At 68.9% G+C, this 18,978-nt stretch carries 13 protein-coding genes and 2 pseudogenes; 5 read left to right on the forward strand and 10 right to left on the reverse strand.

The features are described from left to right. The first annotated feature begins 2 nt into the window (after window positions 1-2). Together FB457_RS34485 and FB457_RS34490 are read left to right on the forward strand one after the other, a co-directional pair. On the forward strand, window positions 3-1,109 hold the full coding sequence (locus FB457_RS34485; RefSeq protein ID WP_145784632.1) for an alcohol dehydrogenase catalytic domain-containing protein: 1,107 nt from the start codon (window positions 3-5) through the stop codon (window positions 1,107-1,109). 80 nt (window positions 1,110-1,189) lie between these two features. Further along, on the forward strand, window positions 1,190-2,089 hold the full coding sequence (locus FB457_RS34490) for a class I SAM-dependent methyltransferase (RefSeq protein ID WP_047014225.1): 900 nt from the start codon (window positions 1,190-1,192) through the stop codon (window positions 2,087-2,089). A 102-nt stretch (window positions 2,090-2,191) separates the two neighbouring features. Here FB457_RS34490 and FB457_RS34495 read toward each other — a convergent pair whose 3' ends face one another. Then, window positions 2,192-2,725, reverse strand: coding sequence for an EF-hand domain-containing protein (locus FB457_RS34495; protein ID WP_047019668.1), 534 nt, complete (start codon window positions 2,723-2,725; stop codon window positions 2,192-2,194). A gap of 479 nt (window positions 2,726-3,204) precedes the next feature. Between FB457_RS34495 and FB457_RS34500 the strand changes: the two are divergent. Next, a pseudogene (locus tag FB457_RS34500) lies at window positions 3,205-3,640 on the forward strand (transposase); the annotation flags it as partial. A 2-nt stretch (window positions 3,641-3,642) separates the two neighbouring features. On the opposite strand, the pseudogene FB457_RS36640 reads toward FB457_RS34500, so the two are convergent. The 4 genes and pseudogenes from FB457_RS36640 to FB457_RS34520 all read right to left on the reverse strand — a co-directional run. Beyond that, window positions 3,643-3,795 (reverse strand): annotated as a pseudogene (locus FB457_RS36640) (IS630 family transposase); the annotation flags it as partial. A gap of 204 nt (window positions 3,796-3,999) precedes the next feature. Further along, window positions 4,000-4,827, reverse strand: coding sequence for a helix-turn-helix domain-containing protein (locus FB457_RS34510; RefSeq protein ID WP_047014223.1), 828 nt, complete (start codon window positions 4,825-4,827; stop codon window positions 4,000-4,002). Then, on the reverse strand, window positions 4,824-5,708 hold the full coding sequence (locus FB457_RS34515) for a helix-turn-helix domain-containing protein (RefSeq protein ID WP_047014222.1): 885 nt from the start codon (window positions 5,706-5,708) through the stop codon (window positions 4,824-4,826). The genes FB457_RS34510 and FB457_RS34515 overlap by 4 nt, the downstream gene beginning before the upstream one ends. A 498-nt stretch (window positions 5,709-6,206) precedes the next feature. Beyond that, window positions 6,207-7,244: a hypothetical protein gene (locus FB457_RS34520; protein WP_145784634.1), complete on the reverse strand. Its 1,038-nt coding sequence runs from the start codon at window positions 7,242-7,244 to the stop codon at window positions 6,207-6,209. 381 nt (window positions 7,245-7,625) lie between these two features. Here FB457_RS34520 and FB457_RS34525 point away from each other — a divergent pair, with 381 nt between their 5' ends. After that, window positions 7,626-8,636 carry a helix-turn-helix domain-containing protein gene (locus FB457_RS34525; protein ID WP_347615724.1) on the forward strand — a complete coding sequence of 337 codons (1,011 nt, stop codon included), beginning with the start codon at window positions 7,626-7,628 and terminating at the stop codon, window positions 8,634-8,636. Between the two features lie 382 nt (window positions 8,637-9,018). After that, a complete protein-coding gene (locus FB457_RS35580) occupies window positions 9,019-9,168 on the forward strand; it encodes a hypothetical protein (protein WP_164492502.1) in 150 nt (49 codons plus the stop codon). Between the two features lie 794 nt (window positions 9,169-9,962). Here the strand turns inward: FB457_RS35580 and FB457_RS34530 are convergent. The 5 genes from FB457_RS34530 to FB457_RS34550 all read right to left on the reverse strand — a co-directional run bounded on the left by FB457_RS34530 (window position 9,963) and on the right by FB457_RS34550 (window position 18,271). After that, entirely contained in the window at window positions 9,963-11,750 is a 1,788-nt protein-coding gene (locus FB457_RS34530; RefSeq protein WP_145784637.1) for a protein kinase domain-containing protein, read from the reverse strand. A 31-nt stretch (window positions 11,751-11,781) separates the two neighbouring features. Beyond that, a complete protein-coding gene (locus tag FB457_RS34535; RefSeq protein ID WP_047014216.1) occupies window positions 11,782-12,060 on the reverse strand; it encodes a hypothetical protein in 279 nt (92 codons plus the stop codon). 135 nt (window positions 12,061-12,195) lie between these two features. Continuing rightward, a complete protein-coding gene (locus FB457_RS34540; RefSeq protein ID WP_145784639.1) occupies window positions 12,196-13,746 on the reverse strand; it encodes a hypothetical protein in 1,551 nt (516 codons plus the stop codon). Window positions 13,747-13,754: 8 nt separating this feature from the next. Continuing rightward, window positions 13,755-14,051, reverse strand: a complete 297-nt coding sequence (locus FB457_RS34545) for a hypothetical protein (protein ID WP_145784641.1) — start codon at window positions 14,049-14,051, stop codon at window positions 13,755-13,757. A gap of 119 nt (window positions 14,052-14,170) precedes the next feature. After that, entirely contained in the window at window positions 14,171-18,271 is a 4,101-nt protein-coding gene (locus tag FB457_RS34550; RefSeq protein ID WP_486589260.1) for a type VII secretion EssC family protein, read from the reverse strand. Between the last annotated feature and the right edge of the window lie 707 nt (window positions 18,272-18,978).

The raw sequence follows: 18,978 nt of genomic DNA on the forward strand, positions 1-18,978 counted from the left end.
CCGTGAGGTTCCAGGCAGCCGTATTGCGCGCGTACGAGAACCCGTTCACGGTCGAGGAGGTGGTTCTGCGGACGGAGCCCGCCGCCGGCGAGATCCTGGTCGAGATCGCGGGCACCGGGATGTGCCGGACCGATCTCGCGGTCCGGAGATCCGCCGGCCGGAGCCCGGTGCCGGCCGTCCTCGGCCACGAGGGCGCCGGGGTCGTGGTGCGGACGGGGGGCGGCCCGGACGCCGCGATCGGCGTCGGGGACCACGTCGTGCTGAGCTTCGACTCCTGCGGACACTGCCGGACCTGCCGCGGCGCGGCCCCCGCCTACTGCGACTCCTTCGCCTCCCTCAATCTCTTCGGGGGGCGCAAGGAGGAACCGCCACGGCTCACCGACGCGACCGGTCAAGCACTGGCACCCAGGTGGTTCGGCCAGTCCTCATTCGCCGAGTACGCCCTGGTTGCTGCTCGCAACGCCGTACGGGTCGACCCCGTACTACCGCTCGAACTGCTCGGGCCCCTCGGCTGCGGTGCCCTCACCGGCGCCGGCGCCGTACTGAACACCTTCGGCGCCGGCCCCGGCGACACCCTCGTAGTCCTCGGGGCGGGAGCGGTGGGTCTGACCGCGGTGATGGCGGCCACCGCCGCGGGCGTTCTGACCGTGGCCGTCGACCGGCACCCTGACAGGCTCGCCTCGGCCGACCGGTTCGGCGCGACCCCCCTGCCTGCCGCCTCGCCAGACCTGGCCGGACGGATCCGGCGGCTGACCGACGGCGGCGCCCAGTACGCGCTGGACACCACGGCCTCACCCCCGCTCATCCACAGGGCGCTGCACGCCCTGCGTCCCACCGGCACCCTCGGCCTGGTGGCGCGTCTCCACACTCCGCTGGCGCTCGAACCGGGGATGCTCGAGGGCGGCCGCAGCATTCGTCACATCTGCGAAGGGGACGCCGTACCCGGGGTGCTGATACCCCGGCTGATCGGACTGTGGCAGGCCGGACGCTTCCCCTTCGACCAGCTGATCCGCACCTACCCGCTGGCCGGCATCCACGAGGCCGAACGAGACTTGGACGCGGGCCGTGTGGTCAAACCCGTCCTGCTCCCGGAGAGAACAAGCCGGTGAGCGACGCACACGGCACCGAGGACCCACCCCATCCGACCAGTGAGCATCCCTCATCCCCCACTTCCGCCGACGGAGGAAGCATGGCAGGCACGACGCCCCAGCACACGGACGTGGAAGGCGTGGAGGGAGGTGTGGGCCTGACGGCCCTCCTCGTCTCCGCGGCACGGGCCATCGAGACCCACCGCCATGACTGTCTGGCCCGGGACGCCTACGCGGAGCACTTCGTCCGTGCAGCTCCTGCCTGTGCGGACTGGCCGGTGCGCATCGAGCAGGCCCGGGACGGGGACGCCAACCCGCTGTGGGGGCGGTTCGCCCGCTACTTCGGCCTGCGGACGAGGGCGCTTGACGACTTCCTCCTCCGGTCGGTCGGTGCGGGCGCCCGCCAGGTGGTCCTGCTGGGAGCGGGGCTGGACACCCGCGCCTTCCGGCTGGATCTGCCGTCCGACTGCGTCGTCTTCGAGATCGACAGGGCCGGCGTGCTGGCCTTCAAGCAGCGGGTGCTCACGGACCTGTCGGCTGCCCCGAAGGCGAAGCGCGTCACCGTACCGGTCGACTTGCGCGAGGACTGGGTCGGCGCGCTGACCGCCGTCGGCTTCGACCCGGCCGCACCGAGTGTCTGGCTGGCCGAAGGGCTCCTCTTCTACCTGCCGGGCCCCGCCGAGACGTACCTCATCGACACGGTGGACAGGCTGACCGCCGGAGGCAGTGCTCTGGCCTTCGAGGCCAAGCTGGAGAAGGACCTGCAGGCGTACCGCGACAGCCCGATCTACACGGCGACGCGGGAGCAGATCGGCATCGACCTGCTGAACCTCTTCGACAAGGGGCCACGCCCCGACTCCGCCGGCGCCCTGACGGCCAGGGGCTGGTCCACCTCGATGCACACGCCCTTCGACTTCACCCGCCGGCACCGACGCGGCCCCCTTCCCGAGCCCAACGACGCGCTGGAGGGAAACCGGTGGGTGTTCGCGCGCAAGCCCTAGCCATGACGCCCGCAACGCTCGGGCCGTCCCGGTGGAAGCCGGTACTTCGGTGACGCCGTAGCGGTGCCGCCCGCGGCCGGGAAAGGCCGCTGACGGAGTGTGTCAGCCGGCCCGGGCGGCCACCAGCTCGTCGCCCGGGATCCCGGCCATGTCCGGAGCGTAGTAGTCCTTGATGCCGGCGGCCCAAGTGGCCACGGTGATGCGGTCTTCGGCGTCCGGACCGAAGGCGTCGAAGAGGGCATGGATGTTCGCCTCTTCGAAGCCGATCGCCGTCATCAGCGATACGAAGAGGGGCCGCTCGATCAGGCCGTCCCCGTCGGGGTCGCCGAGCGAGGAGAGGGCCTCGGCGAACTCGGCGATCGTGGGACCGAAACGCTCGGGGTCGAGCACGAAGGGACGGAACTCGTCCAGGGTGATCACACCGTCGCCATTGGCGTCCAGTTCAGAGGCCAGCGTGGTCCAGTAGCGGCGGAACGCAGCCCGGATAGCGGCTTTGGCGTCGTCGTCGGAAGCGGCTGCCGCCTGCAGAACACGGCCCGTCATGAGGTCGAAGTCGTGGGAGTCGATGACTCCGTCGCCGTTGGCGTCGAAGAGGGAGAAAACCAGCTCGACCCGCTTGGCGGCCTCATCTCGCATTTCCATCACCTGTCTTCCGCGACCCGATATTTCGGGCCTGGACCAATGGGGCCCTCGACTCAAGCGTGTTGGGGACCCAGCGCGTGTCACGGCCATGAGCCATAGAACCGCCTTGACGAGCCGCAGGCCGTCGATCTTCGCATCTGGTACCAGAAAGACTGTTGAATGAGCGTATGTGACAAGTCGGATGCCTCGCCTGAGATGACCAGACCGCTTCGCCCGATCCCATTCGCCATCTCACCCGACCCCGCTGCGGACAACCCCTGCCCCTTGGCTCACCGCCTGAGCACCCGACACACCCGCACCCTCCGCCTGGCAGCTCCCCGGCTACCTGCTCCTCGACGCCGTCGACCACTAGCCTCGCGCTTTCGCGAGGTGGGCTGTGCGGTGGCTGATCAAATAAGCGAGGAGTGCGTCTGACCTGGGACGATGGGACTTGTCTAGGGTCCTGTTCGTCGTCAGGAAGCTGCACTCCTCAGGTGAAGAGGAGTATCGGGTCGTACGCTCGCTTGCCTGTCCGGGACGACGGCCGTCAGGTCGTCTCACAGGCCGGTTCGGTCCTGCTCGTGGAAGCGGTCCGCAAGAGTGGGCTTGACCAGGCCATATCTGCGGCTCTTGCTCCGTGGCGGAAGCCGCGGGCGTCCACGATTCCGGCAGGATCCTCTTGGACGTCGCCCTGGCGGTCGCACTCGGTGGGGACTGCCTCGCGGACATCGCGACGTTGCGGTCTGAACGGCCGTGTTCGGGCCGGTCGCCTCCGACCCGACTGTCTCCCGCCTGGTCGGCACCCTCGCAGCCTCCGGCCAGAAGGCTCTGCGGGCCATCCGCGCCGCACGGGCCGACGTACGCGAACACGTCTGGCATCTGGCCGGCGGGAGAGCGCCTGACGCGGGCGGGACGGTGACCGTTGACATCTTGTTCCACTCGTTGATCCAGCCGCGGATGTCGCGTTCGAGTTCGGTGACGCTGCGGTGGGTTGAGCGGCGGAGTTTGCGGCGGGTCAGCTCGGTGAACCAGCGCTCGACGAGGTTCAGCCAGGAGGCGGAGGTGGGGGTGAAGTACAGGTGGAAGGGCTCCCGGTGCCTTCTTCCGGCCCTTGATGCGGGTGCTTGTGTGCCGTGCCAGCAGCTGGAGGCCGGTCGGTGCAGCGGACTGCGGACTCGGACATGCCTCCATGGTGGCGGGCTTGGGAGAGCTGCAGCAGTGGCGGTCTGCGTTTGTCGGCGTAGGCCGACAGCGCTGGTCAGGTATGCAGCCCGTCCTCGGCATTGGTGTCAGGAGGGAAAACACTCGGTGTCTTCTTCGGCCTCTGGGATGAAGCACAGTCTCAGACTGTCCCGGCTCTTCACACCGACCATCGGCGTGAAGAGGTAGGCGCCGGTATCGGCCTTGCTGTTGACGACCACCCGGCGCGGTTCGGCGCCGGGTGCCGAGATCTCGATCGCGTCCCCGATCCGCGCGCCCCAGAGCCGGCCCCATCCGGCGGCGCACGTCGCGCTGTAGCGGATGACGAGCCACGCGCCCGTCTCGGTACGGTGCTCCGGCCCGACCGACTCCACTCTGCCGGTCGGCCCGCAGACCATTTTCTCGGGATCCTTCCCGTCGCACGCGCTTGCGTAGCAGCCGGCGGGCGGGCTCAGGGCTGAGGGTGCTGGCCCTCCCGATTCGCCGGAGTCGCCGTCGGAACCGGTCAGTGCCAGCGCGGAGAGCCCCATGACCGCAAGGGCGGCCGCCGTCGCACCCGCGATGAACGGATGCCACCACCGGGCACGCCCTGGGTCGGCTGGGGTCTGCCCTGGGGCGGTGCCCGCGGGGGCCAGCGGTGGTGGGGAGGCGGGGCGGGTGTAGCGGGCCCGTCCGCTCCACTCGGTGTCCGCCAGCTCCCACAGGGCGAGCATGCGTGCCGGCGGCTCCGCTGCCAGTGCGCACAGTGCTTCGACGGCCTGCCGCGGCACCGCCTGATTGCCGTTGAGGTACCGCTCCCAGGAGGACTTGCTGTACGCGGTGCGCCCGGCCAGTGCCGCCAGGCTCAGGCCGGTACGCGCCCGCATCTCGCGGAGTCCTTCGGCCAGCGCCACGCCCTCGGGTGGCGGGCCGGTCATCCGCGCAGCACCTGCCAGGTGTGCTCACCGACGATGCCGTCCGCGACGAGCCCGTTCTTCTTCTGCAACTGGGCCACGGCCGCGATGGTCTGCTGCCCGTAGACGCCGTCGACGGGACCCGGGTCCAGCTTGTGATGGTCCAGCAGGCACTGGGCCTCCACCACGTCCCAGCCCGGGCCGGCGAGCACCGCGGTAGTCGTCGTGCTGTACCCCGCGCCCAGCCTGCCGTTCAGCGCGTCGGTTCTGCGGACCTTGCAGGGGTAGGTCTTGCCCGCCTTGAAGACGTACGGGCCGTTCTCGTCGGCGGGGGGCGACGGGCTGCTGCTCGGGCTCGGGCTGCGCGTGTCCGCCGCCTCCTTCACCGTCTCGGCGACCCCGTCCCCGTCCCCGTCCCCGCCGTCGTCCCAGGCCGTGGCCACCAGCATCCCGGCGCCCAGCCCGAGGAGAGCGGCGACGGCGACGGCCGTGAGGGCGAGGCGTTTGCGCACCCCCGGCGGTCCTTCGTCCCCGGCCGGCGGCAGCGTCGATGTCGCCAACTGCTCCGCCGGCGCATCGCTCTGCGCCTGCGCGCCGTCCGCGCCCTCCGCACGGGCCGAGGCGTCCGGGGTGAACTGCTGGCGCCACGCCTCCGCGGCGACGTCCCGGAGCACCAGCAGCCGGGTGGGCTCCGCGCCGGTGACCCGCGTCAGCTCCTCCACTGCGCGCGGGGGCGGCAGCGCCTTTCCGTTCAGATAGCGTTCCCACGACGAGCGGCTGATCCCGGTCTTGCCGGCGAGGGAGGCCAGGCTCAGCCCACTGCGGTCCTTCAACCGGCGTAACTGCACCACGAATTGCCGGACCCTCGGGTCCAGCGATTCCGGTAATTCCTTCCAGCGCGACATATTCCACCCCGCATATGATCGGTGTCTCCAGGGCCTTCTGATCTTCCTTCGCTATCCGCTGCCGGGGGTCGGCGCAGCCGGACACCAGCACGTAGACGATCACCGCGAACACGCCGCTCGAGCATGCGTGTTCCGGGTGCCGCCACCCTGCGGATACACCTGGACCGGCAGCAGAGGGCGGGAGCTCTCCCGCAAGCCGTCCGGGACCGCCCACCCCCATTCCACCCTCCTCACACCTCACCCGACGCGGGCCCCACCACGTCGTACCCGCTCTCAAGGCATCGGGAGCCCTGCCGTGCTCTCCCGAACCAACCACCTGCGTGATCCGTTCACGTGTGCGGCCAGGTCCGATTCGACCCGAGCGTCATCGCCACTCCAGAATGTCCCCAGAACTCAGCGCTTCAAGCGCTCCTGCCGCACTGATCATTTCCGGGTTGGAGCCGGGAGCGGTAGAGGATCGGAAGTACGTGTAACTGCTTCCCTGGAGAGACGCGAAGATCATCTGTTGCCCGTCGGGGGAAATGGCGCGCACCGTGTTCCCCGGTCGGTCGACGGGATGATCGGCCCGCTCAGCAGGCCCTTCCGGATGGATTCGTCGCGGTCGAGGAGGGACGTGTCCAGCCTTGAGAACGAGTTCGTCCGCTCCACGTCGTACTCCGCCCTCACGTGCCCGCAGAGAACGGTGACGTCATCGAGCCAGCCACGCGGTTCACATTCGGATTCGTACGGGATCGGAAACAGATCCGAATCGGGTTGATCACCGTGCTTTCCCGCGGCAGTTTGACGATGTTCCAGCCGAAGCCGCTGATCGGCGTGATTGCTCTCTGCCCGTCTGGGCTGGCCTGAAGGCCGCGCCGTAGACGCCGCGCGTCGGGTTGCCGACGACCGTGAGGGCGTCATAGTTGTGCATGCCCTCGCCGCCGCCGTGTTCCAGAGTGCATGCTCTTCGGACGCGGAGCGGCTGACGATCCGAACCGTGGCCTCGTCGATGTCTTGGGTGAACCAGACGGCGTCGCCGTCCTCGAAGGAGACAGCGTTCCGCTCCCGGGGAGCGTCGGTGAATGCGTCACTGTCCTGGCGGGACAGGGCGGTGACCTTGCCCTCGGCGTCGAGGCAGCCGGCAAGCGTTCCCCCGGTCTCGGGGTTGAGGAGGAGGACCGCCATTCGCGTGTCGTCCTTGTCGAAGAGTCGTCGCCGCGAGTCCTCGGGTGCTTCGCGAGGGCCGTCGTCCGGCCCGCCGAGGCCGCGGAAGGCGTTCCCACACAGCTCGATCAAGGGCGAGCGGGCGTCGGAGTCCTCCCGGTTGACCGCGACCTCGGCCGGGATGTCGAACGTACGCAGAGCGGCCGTCTTCCAGGTCCGTACGTCCCACCCGGTGACGGTGACCCGGGCGCAGGTGGCGGTGACGATCAGATCCTTGTCCGGAAACTCCGCGGCTTCCGGCTCTTCAGCCTGGTTGCCGTTTCCGGCCTGTCGCGCTGGTTTGGGCGTCGGGTCCAACGAGCCACTGCACGCGATCACGGCGAGCAGCAGCAAGAGCGGGAGAGCCAGCCCTGCGGCCCGCCTGTGCAGTGGCGTGCCGCCTGTTCCGCGGAGTCCTGATGCGCGCATCGCGTTTCTCCAGACAATCTTGGCTGCCGATGGCGACGGCGCATACGGGCCGTGCGCCGGCAGTGCCGTGTCGAGGCCGGACACAGCACCGCCGGCCACGGCCCTCCCCCCGGGCCAGGTCTGGTCGGCTCCCACACCTGCGCTGTGAGCGAGCCGCCGACCAAGACTTTTTTCGTGGCGGAATCATGAATGCGGCTCGGGCCAGTAGTGTTCCGTTGGTCCGGGCTTGGGTAATTGGCACAGAGCGCATAGTCGTTGTCACGACGTGCACATCAAGCACGAGGGGGAACAGTGGGCTGGCCTGAGATGCATACGGCCACCGTGCCGAAGGCTGAGAGGTTTGGCTGGTGGCGCGACCTGCTGATGCAGGATCTCCCGTCCGCACACATCGTCAGCGAGCACTACGAAGACTTCCAGGGCTCGACCGCTGCGCTGGAGCTCGGGCCCATCAGGGTGTCCGTCCTGTCGTTCTCGCCCCTGAGTTCGGCACGTACCGCAGGGCTTATCCGGCGGTCGGACCCCGAGTTGTGGGAGCTTGGCTACATGACCCGCGGGATCATGACGGTGGACCAGGCACACAGCCATACTCAGGTAGGAGCGGGCGACCTGCTCCTGTATGACACGTCGCAACCGTGGCAGATGCAGGTGCCCCAGGGCGGTGGGCTGACCATCCTCCATCTGCCGAAAACGGCTGTGCCGCTTCCCGACCGGTCGATGCGGGATCTTCTGTCACGCCGGCTTCCCGTGCAGGGGACCGGATCCCTCCTGGCGGGGTTCCTCCAGGGGCTGGCCGGCGGTGGTCAGTGGAGCGAGTTGGAGGCCGAACGCCTCGGGGCAGCCGCCGTACAGCTCGCGTCCGCGTTCCTCGGCGGCCTCGCGGACCGAGAGGGCCTGCTGCCGCCGGAGACCCGCCAGACCGTGCTCCTGCGCGAGGTGAAGGCATTCATCGAGGCGCACCTGCCGGAGCCTCGATTATCCCCGCAGACAATCGCAGACGCCCACTGCATCTCCGTGCGCTACCTGCACCAACTCTTCCGTTCTGAGAAGCAGACCGTGAGCGCCCTCATCCGGGACCTCCGCCTGGACCGGTGCCGGACCGACCTGGCACAGCCGTGCTATGCGCACTGCCCCGTCGCAGCCATCGGAGCGCGGTGGGGGTTCTCGGATGCTGCGATGTTCAGCCGAGCTTTCAAATCAGCCTTCGGGATGCCGCCAGGCGAATACCGTAAGTGGTCGGGCACACGCAGAAGTGCTGGCGATCATCCGGACGGCTTTGCCGGGCCTGCGTCGCTGTACGATCTGCGAGACCTGAACTGAGTGCCGTCGTCCGGTACATCGGCAGCGGCGCGACCCGGCAGAACTCTTCGTACACGAACGCCATCCACAGGTGGACGGTCAGGAGGGCGTGCACACCTGGCCGACGCTGTGGAAGGAACCGGGTGCGGCCAGGTCGCCCAGTTCGGTATCGGTCGGATGGCGTGGGTATGCGCCGGTCGGCACCCGTCGTACCCGCTGCCGGGATCGTCTGAGCCGTTGCCGGGCCGTCCCTGCGCCGGGGTGAGGAGTTCGTTCTCCACGGGCTGACGTCCACCCGCAGTATCCGGACTCCGGCGGACGGGAAGAGGTTGATCTCGCCGTCCGCGAGGCCGGCCGTGTGCCGCCCGGCCTCGGCGCCCAGCAGGTCCGTGACGGAGTCCGCGTGGCGGGGGCCGAGCGCGAGCAGCACGTGTACGGAACCCCAGAAGCCCACGGGCCGCGGCGGTCGTGCGCGATGTGCACCACCGTGCACCAGTCCCCGGTCTCCACGGTCGCGCGCGGAGGGCTGCGCCGGTCGCTGATCAGCACCTGAGGGCCGGGACCCGCGGTAGGCGGCGTGGCACATACGGGCGGCCAGGAGGCGAGGTCGCCGGCGAACGACAGCCGGTCCCCCGCGGCTTGGTGGATCCGGCGCCATCCGCCGCGTTCCTGGGTGTCGGCGGTGACCCGGGCGCCGACGGCGAGTAGCCGGAGCGCGAACACGCGGCCGAAGAGGGACTCGCCCAGCACCGCAACCCGGCTGTCGGCGGGCACCGGCGCGGGCAGCGCGACGGGGCGCTCGTCCCGGTCGGTGGCCAGGTGGATGCCGGCCTGAGCCGGCGTCAGGCCCGCGCCGAGGGACGGAGGTCGTCGAGCGGGCCGTACCGCTCCAAGGCGGGCACGGAAGCCGGTTCGCGGGCGCTCATCATCCTTGGCTCTCCTCGGGGTGGTACGGAACGGGGCCCGTGAACGGGGCGGCGTACGGGTGGGCCAGCGCCAGCGTCGCCAGCAGCTCCGCCGCCTGGTCGGCGGCGGGTCGGGCGGCGGCGACGCGGTGGGCCGGTAGCCGCGGAGGAGCGGACCACCCAGGCGCGGCACTGGACCCCCCACAGGCGCCTTGGCCGGGACTCGTCGGCGGTTTGAGCACCCGTAGGTCGTCCGTGTGCTCGGCGGTGGCGAGCGTGCGCCGGATCGGGGCACGGTGGAGATGCCGTGACCCGGGCGGTGTTCGGGCAGCATTCAGCAGGCGTGGGGATGTCGCCTACCGTGTACCGGCAACACGCGGCGTCCTGAGCTACAGCGAGGACCTACCGCTTTCGCTTCACCGACCGGGGTGTACCGGCGCCGTTACTTCCTCAGTGCCGCCCAGGTGTACACGCCTACTTGACCGTCCACCTGGAGATGGTGTCTGCTCTGGAACTTCTTGACGGCCGCCTGGGTGTTGGGGCCGAAGTCCCCGTCCACTCCGTCGGGCCCGACACTGTATCCACGTTTGGTGAGGATGCACTGCACCTGACTGACTCGCCTGCCCCGGTCTCCGTAATCGGTGAGTGCAGTCCCGGAGTAGAAGGTGCAGGATTCCCACGGTTTCGCGGGCTTCGAAGCCGGCGGGCGCGGTGGGGAGGTGACGGTTGTGGTCGGGCGCGGTTTCTCCGCGGGCCGGCGGTCGGGCGTGCGCGACTCGGCGGGTGGCTCCGTGACGTCGGGTTCTTCGGTTTCCTTCGGGGCCGCTGGTGGGATGGTGACGACGATCTCGGGAGGCTCGGGCGTTGTGGTGTGCGTGGGCGTGGGGGTGGTGGACTCAGGAACATCCGAGGGCTGTCCTGATCGGTGAGAAGGGCTGGGAGCGGTGCGGTGCGGAGAGGTGTGGGGGGAGGAGGGCTGGGACGGGGCCGCGGTACCGGATGGGTGCGAGTTTGTGGCAGCCATCGCTACCACGGTGGTGATGGCTGCGATGCCTGCGACCACGGCCGAAAGGACCAGAGCGCGCCGTCGGCCGTGTTTTCGTGGTCTTGGCGTGTGCGCTGGCGCGGCGGCGCGGCGTAGCACGGTCAGTTGGTCCGCCTGCGGGACGCTGGCGGTGCGGCCGACCCACGCGGTTCGCGCCTCGATAAGGTCGTTGACGGTGGCTGGCCACTGTGCAGCCGATGCCTGGGCGTGCACAGCGTTGACGATCTGCTGCGGCGTCGGCCGCCGGGTCGCGTCCTTGTCCAGGCACCTGCTGATGAGATCGGCGAGTGCGGGGTCAGCGGAGGCCACCTCTTCTAGCACCTCGGCGCTCGGTTCGGAGTAGATGACCCGGTGGATGACCTCACCGGCCGACCCTCCGCCGAACGGTGCCCTCCCGGTGGCCGCCAGCGCGAGGACAGATCCGAGAGAGAATACATCGGAGGCTGTGCCGACCTGCCCGCCGTCCGCCTGTTCAGGGGACATGAAGGCGGGGGTCCCGAGATGCTGGCCGGTCACGGTCAGCGCACTGGCATCCGCCGTGTGGGAGACTCCGAAGTCGATCACTCGTGCACCGTCCTGGCCCAACAGCACGTTGGACGGCTTGAGGTCGCGGTGAACGATCCCGACAGCGGCGATCGACGTGAGCGCCTGACCGACCTCGCTCGCCAGCCGCCACACGACGGGCGCCGACAGGGAACCGAAGCGCCGCACCGTGTCCTCAAGGCTCAGCCCCGGCACATAGGCAGTGGCCATCCACAGATGCTCGTCGTCGTCGAATCCCGAACCGAGCAGACTCGCGGTATACCGGCCGTGGACCCGGCGCACGGCCGCCACCTCCCGCTCGAAGCGGCGCCGGAACGGCGCGTCCTCGACGTACTCGGGGCGGATCGTCTTCACCGCCACCAGGGAACCGGCGCCGTACGCGACGGACTCGTCGTCCCCCGTCTCCGGGTCGGGCCCTCCCGCCGTGGCAGGAGGGCCGGGCCGGGAGGCCGCGGTCGAGAGGACCGTGGCCTCCCGCCCCAGGTAGAGCCGACCCATGCCACCGCCGCCCAGCCGGGCAAGCACCCGGTAGGGCCCGACTGTCACCGGGTCGGTGCGGCGCAACGGTTCCACACCGAGCTGCTCAAGGTCCGCGGCGCTCAGTTCATCGGTCCACGGGTGGGCCGGGTCGGTCTCAGCCATGTCAGTTTCCGATCATGCTCGCGAACTTCGGTTACGCCCCGCCGGCGTTGGAGATGCTGGTGAGGATCTTCTGTACCTGCTGCTGGAGCTGTTCCAGCGACGCCTTCATCCGGTCGAGGTCGGTCTTGGCCTGCGGCCACACCTCACCCCGGAACCGCTGCGCGAGCGGACCGTCCCAGTGGTTGGGGTCGCTGAGCTGCTGGCCGTGGCCGTTCAACTGCTGGATGAGCTGCGGGAGCTGGTTGTTGATGAGGCTGAGCATCTTGCCGGCTTCGGTGTGTGCGAAGTCGGTGGACTTGACCGTCGTCATGTGAGGTCCTTTCCGGGTTTCTCGGGTGTGATGTCATCGGTGTGAAGCGTGAATGCGAGTGCCCAGACTTTCTGGGATATCCTGAGCGGCCTCGTGGCAGTGCAGGAATCGGTACGAGGCCCGTGGCGTCGGTTGTCACGGCGGCGGTGTGGCGGGAAATGGAGGGAGCGATCCGTCCCTTGCGTGCAGGGCGTCGTACAGGAATATCTGGACCTCGGATCGCTTTACCCAGTTGGACATTTCGGTGTCGAAGGTCACGGGATCTTTCTTTGGGTCGGCCAGGCGTTTGTTCCATTCGTCGATTCCGTCGGCGTAATTCCCTCCCTGGTACGTGTGGAGGAGTAATTTCAGGTTTCCGTGAGGCGGGCCCGCTGCGTTGTGTTTTGGGAATCTGGCGGTGGTGTTGGCGAAGGCTCCCTGGATCGCGGCGATATACCGGATCGATCCCTCGGTGGTGCTGAGCAATTCCTCGCGTTCCTTCATGCTGAGACGGGGCATCAGGCCCAGTGATTCGACGTCCTCGACTACTTGTGCGTTCATGTGTACTTTCCCTGGACCCACCGACGTTCGGCCTTTGACGGGTAGTTTCAGTCCGGTAAGGTCGGGAGTTGGCGGGGGGAAGGGGTTGTAAGGCCGCTTATTGTGCATGGCCTCCCAGGCAATCGCGGCGACGATGGCCCGCGGATCGATGCCGTACTTGCGCGCCTCTCTGAGGATGATGTCTCTGTTCAGCTCGGCCCAGCTCAGCACCGCTAATTGCTCACGGTTGTATTTCTTGCCGTAGGGGTCAACCGACGGGTAGGGGAGGTGCCCAGCGAGCTGGAGTTCATAGGAGAGGTTTGCCGAGCCATCGGGAGGCTGTGCGCCCTGTGGCCATGTCGGTATAACAGCAGAGAAGACTTCGGCCAGCTTGCTACGCCACCACGGTTCGGTGTTCACGTTGCTGTCGAAGATACGCAAGAGGAGATGATTGTTGTTCAATGGCCGGACGAAGTGGCGGGCAGCAGTCGGATTAGCGGCGAGCGCGTCGAGAAACTTCATCTTCTGGGCCGCGGACGTGTAGTAGACATCCAGGCTCACCGGGATGCGGGACTTGACAACGGGGCGAGTGAGCTGGTTGAAGACTCGTTGGTGCACTCTCCCCTCTAATAGTCCGGAGGAGTAGGCGCTCACCAGTGCCGGGATTTCCGTCATGGCCTTCTCCAGCCTCTGTCCGTCCAGGCCGTTGAAGAACCCTGCGTTGAAGTAGGGATCCTTGCCGTGACGTCTGAGTTCCTCCAACAGTCCGGATAGCTCAGTGACTTTGGTGCCCATCATCTTCTTGGCGAGTGCAGCCCCGGCGTCGATCTGTGTCTGCTGCACTGTATTGAGCTGCAGCTTCTGGAAGGCCGCGCTGACGGTTTTGTCATCGACGCGGATCGGAAAGCCCGGCCCGCTGACCGAGTAGCCCCCGGCCTGTGAGAAGGCCAGGCCCACCACCTTGACGTCGCGGTCGGTGTAGTACGCGGCAGCTACCTGCTGGGCTACTTGACCGTCGATGACGAAGCAGGTTCCCCCGCCGTTCTGGTAGGCCCTGAGAGCGGGTGCCAACACTGTCCGTACCCAGGTCTGCAGCTGCTCTGCACCCTTGGTGCAGGTGCCAGCGTAGAGGTACAGATTGTCTGGAATCGCGGATACAGTACCCACGCTGCTCCTTAGTCTTTGCTCTTCTCGGCTTTCTCGGCGGCGTGTGCAGCTGCGGTGGCGTGTGCTATCGCCGTCTGCAGCCGGCGGGCTGCGGCCTTGGACTCGGTCAACGCCGCTTGCTGCCGCGTGAACTCCACTTCGAAGGCGCTGCGCCTCGTGCCCTGCCAGTTGTCGCTGCGTGTACTGCCGAGAAGCGTCTTGCGCTGTGTCGTCCGCAGCCACAGGAACCAGTCGATCTTCGCGATGAGCTGGGACAGCTCGTTGCTGAGCCGCTCGGCTGCAGCGAAGTCATATTTCGGTGGCATCAGTCGTCACCCCCAAGCGATTACGTGAATATGGTCCGGCCCCCGACGCCCCGCGTCATTGACCGTGAGGGCGAAGCCGATGACGTTCCGTGCGCTTCCGCAGGTGTCCACGGCCGACCTCACCTGGCTACCTGGATCCCGCCGGCGATTCCGTCCGTGACCAGGTATCCGCGTCCGGGAAGCGGGGCCTGACGGTCGTGGCGGGGGAGAGTGGTGCCCAGTAGGTCGCCGTCGAGGTCGTGGTCGGGAGCCAGGAGGAAGCCGCAGCGGCTGTCGCGGGCCGGCTGGGTCCAGTGGCCGTACAGACGGCGGAATCCGTCGGCGCGTCCCGCGGCGACCAGGTGACCGCACGACACGGTGGCCAGCCACCGCTGGAGAACGCCCTGTTCGTCGTCGATGGTGTCGGCGTCGTCGACCAGGAGCAGGGCGGGGCCCGGGTGGGCGGTGAGCATGGCGTCGACCTCTTCGTAGTCGGTGACCAGGGCCGTCAGGCAGGGCAGGTCGCGGAGCGGGGAGCGGCGCGGCGCGAACGCGAGCACAGCTGCTGTAGGGGCGTTCGCTGCCTGGCGTGCGAGGGTGCACAGGGCGGTGCTGCGCCCGGATCGCTGCGGGCCGGCGATCAGGGCGTGGTCCCGCTCGTGCAGCCGCAGGCCGGCGCTGGAGAGGCTGTCGGCGTCCAGGCCGACGGGGATCCACCACGGATCCGACGTGGTGGACGCGGTCGCGTCCAGGTCGGCGCACGGCACCTCCGGTGGCAGCAGCCCGATCCCGGGGGCGCTGCGCGTCGCGTCGGGCCAGAGCGCGGCCACCTGCGTCACGGTGTCGGCCAGGTCCTTGCCCGGCAGGGCGATCTGGACGACCTGGTGGCTGGCTGCGACCAGGGCCCGGCCCGGAACGTAGGTGGGGACGGCGGCGCGGGGGACGTCGAAGTAGCTGTACTCACCCGGGTCGGCGAGCCGCATGAGCAGCTTCTGCAGGGTCAGTGCCGACCATGCGGTAGGAACCGCGCCGGAGCGGTCGGCGGTGACCGCGAACCTGATCCCCACGGCGGGGCCGTCCGCGTAGACCCGGGCGAGTTCGTCGACCAGGTTCAGGCTGGCCACGTCCTTGTCGAAGTCGGAGAGCAGGGCCCCGAGGTTGTCCACGAGGACCAGCCAGTCCGGCGCGGGCACCGGGCCCGCGGCCTTGCGCGAGTCCAGCTCTCGGCGTAGGAGCCTGATGAGGCGCACCTGGCGCTCACGCTCCGCCGCGCCGATGTGCGCCCCGGTGTGGGGGAGCGCGTCCAGCGGGGCGAGGCCGCCCGCACCGAAGTCGAGGGCGAACAGGTGCAGTCGGTTGGGTGAGTGGTGGCGAGCCTGGCTCAGGGCGAGAGCCGTGAGTGCCGTGGTGGTCCCGGAGCCGCTGGCACCGTAAACGAGGAGATTCCCGGCAGCGGGATCCCATCCGACTGGGTACTGGCACTGGCGATCGGGGTCGTCGGCCAGTGCGTACGCGGGCAGGGACGTGGTCTGCGTCTGCAGGCCCTGCTCGGCCACGGTGGCCAGGTCGGCGGCGAGGACCCGGGCGGGCAACACGTCGGGCCAGGGCCGGCGCGGCGGGGCGAACCCCTGCTGGTCGAACGCCTCCCGGGCGGCCGTCACCAGACGTTGCAAGTCGGTGGGGCCCTCAGCGTCACCGGATGCCTCCGGGGCCGCACCGCTGAGGACGAAGGGCACCGTGGTGACCGGCGCGGTGACCGCGGCCCGCGGGGTGACGCCGGTGGACAGCGCGGTCTGCACAGGAAGCACCTCCCGGGCGGACAGCCGGTAGTAGGCACGGCCCCACTGGCGGCTGCCGATCGCAGCGGAGGCGGAGTCGTCGATCACGTCCTGGGAGTCCGTGGAGCTCTCCAGACGCAGGGCGATCCGCATCTTGACGTTGTTCTTGATCGCATCGCTGACCGACCCGGCCGGCCGCTGGGTGGCCATGACCAGGTGCACCCCGAGACTGCGCCCACGCTGGGCGACGCTCACCAGCGCATCAACGAAGTCCGGCAGCGCCTTGACCAGGGTGGCGAACTCGTCGATCACCACCACCAGCCGGGGCATGGGTTCCAGGTCGTGGCGTCCGGTGTCGCGCAGCCGCTGGTAGTCACGGATATGGCTCAGGCCGAGCGGGCGCAGCAACCGTTCCCGGTGATGGACCTCGGCCTCCAGACACCGAAGAGCGCGCTGTCCGAGCTGCTCGTCGAGGTCGGTGACCAGACCGACGGTGTGGGGGAATTCGGCGCACTCGTCCAGGGCGCCGCCGCCCTTGTAGTCCACCAGCACGAACGTCAGGTGCTCGGGGTCGGCGTCGACGGCCATGGCGGCGATCAGCGTGCGGAGCAGTTCACTCTTCCCGGAGCCTGTGGTCCCGGCGATGAGGGCATGCGGGCCGTCGTCGTCAAGGTCGACAGCGAACAGGTCACGTTCGCTGACTCCGAGCACCGCCCGGACCCGCAGCGCTGGAACCCGGCTCTTCCAGCGGTCGCCGATGGCCTCACCGGTGGTGTCCTGCAGGTCGAGCAGCGGGAGAAGGGTGATCCGGTCGGGCAGGGTGGCGCCTTCCATCGGAAGCTCGGGATCCTCGTAGCGGGCCAACGCCCGGGCGGTCCTGCGCGCCTCGGCCACCGGCATGCCTTGAAGCAGGACACCGTCCACCGCAGCATCAGAGGCCACATCGCGTATCCGTCCAGTGCCCTCGGCCGAAGCGGTCACCACCGTGGTGCACAGTGCGGGCAACCGAGCGGTCAGGACAACCCCGCCGCACCCCAGAGAGTCACCGGCAAGCAGGTCACGCAGAGGGCAGGGGCGGCCCTCAAGCAACGCGACCCCGTCCACCACAACCAACAGCACAGGCCCGTCCTGCCTCTGACCTCCGGACGCGGCTGCTGCAGCGGTGGAGCGCAAGTTCCTGGCCAGCGCATCAACCTGCTCCGGGCCCGCAGCCACCAGCCGCGTGCTACTCGACCGCAGGTCCGCGCCATGCGGCAGCCACTTGGTCCAGTCCCAGTCGGCGAGCCGCTCGGGATCGGCGAAGACCGCCACCGTGACGTCCGCAGGCCCACTGCCCACGACGGCCTGACACAGCAGAGACCTGGCCACGGCAAGACAGGCCCGCCGCTCGCCCTCCAGACCCACGACCTCGCCGCCGGCCAGCCCGACCACCACCGGCACCTGCGGCAGCGTGCCGTACCTCGCCAGGATGGCCTCCGCCTCCGGAGCCGTCCCCGACCCTTCGCTACGCAGCGGCGGAGCCCACGGCAGGTCCCCCCAACCGGCCACGGCACGCAGGAAATCCGGTGCCCCAGGACGCCGTTCCCACAGGGTGAGCGCTGGTGCCGTGGCCCGGTAAACCACCTCGGCGGCATCGGGATACGCAGCACGGCACGCCCGGACCTCGGCCAAGTGCGCCGCCTCGACCGCCTTGCCGAAGGCAGCGAGCCGAGCCGCATGTGCCCGCCTGCCGCGGCGGAGGCCGAACCTGCCGCGGAGCCGTTCCTCCACGAAGTTCGCCAGGAACATCAGCGGGCTCAGTGCCGCGATGGCCGCATACCGAACATCACGAGTCAGCGCGACGATCGCGCCCGCCATCAGCAACGGACCGAGCATGCTGGACACACTGAACGGGGTCTTGCCGGACTGCGCCAACGCAGCGGGGACCTCCAGCGGCGGCCGGACGATCGGCGCTCCGCCACGCGGTGGCCGATTGAAGGGCAACGTGCCGCTCAGCCCGGCCTCCCGCACCGGATTGACGCGCTGTGTCAGGCCAAGGCGGTCCGGCGGCAGCACCCGCAGCAGCATCTCACCGCCCAGCGAGACCAAGTCCTCAGGCGCGAGTGCCACCGTCTCCGTGATCCGTCGGCCGTTCAGATCGGTGCCGTTCGCCGATGTGAGATCGGTGACCGCTACCCGCCCGTCAGACGACACCTCGAGCGCAGCATGCTCCCGCGATACCCCAGTCGCCGCAACGCGGACATCTACCCCAGTACCTCGGCCGATCACCGTCCGGTCGGCGGGAAGCGACACACTACGGCCAGCTTCGAGCCCGCCCACCAGCCGCAGCACCACCGCCGGCTGCCCCGGCCGCAGTTCGACCTGGTCTTTCCCCGTGATCATCCGGGAACCGTCGACCAGCCCCGACTCGTGCAGACCTGTCTCCGGTGGCACCACCCGGCCATCCAGACTCAGCCCACCCACGGGCACTCCAAGCGCGGCCGCTAGGTCAGCCAACGTGGCATCGGGCCGGCCAATCCGCAGCTCAAGTTCCCGTTCGGAACGTCCATGGGAATGAACGACTCGCATGCACAGCACCTCCATCGCTGACTGGGCACGACAGGAGAGTGCGCCCTCCTGTCGGTGGGAGGCCGCGGTGTCGCGGCTTCGGTCCGCTACGTTGGCAGCGGTCGCCTCCGTGGGCCCAGCGCCGCGGCCCGGGCAGGGACATCTCGGGAAGAGAGACGCTTCAACCTGCGGAGACAAGAGTCTGGATGACGCCGTCCTGGGACGTCCCAAGGCGCTGGAGAGAGGTGTACGACGGCCGCGCGAGTGCCGGAGAGGACCCCTTCGGCTAAGCCGTTCGTGGAGCGGTCGCTGTGATGGTGGGGCGAAGGGATCGGACGGGGGTCCTTGGGGTCGGTGTGACAGGAAGTATGTTCCTCCTGAGGAATGGCTGAAGGGCCAGGGGCAGGTGCCGTGGAGGTCCGGTTTAGGTGGTGTGTTTCAGGATCGCCCGGGGGCGCTGGGTCAGGGCCGCGGCGGGGGGTGGTCTCAGAAGCCGTTGTCTTTCCGAATGTGATCGTTGCGTTTTCGCTGTTCAGGCATGATGTCGGTGGTTCTGCGGCAGGGACGGCACGTCGTGTTGTTTCGTCGGGGAGGTATGCGGGTGCCGTCGGTGATGGGGTTGT

This window comes from Streptomyces sp. CNZ287, assembly GCF_007827615.1.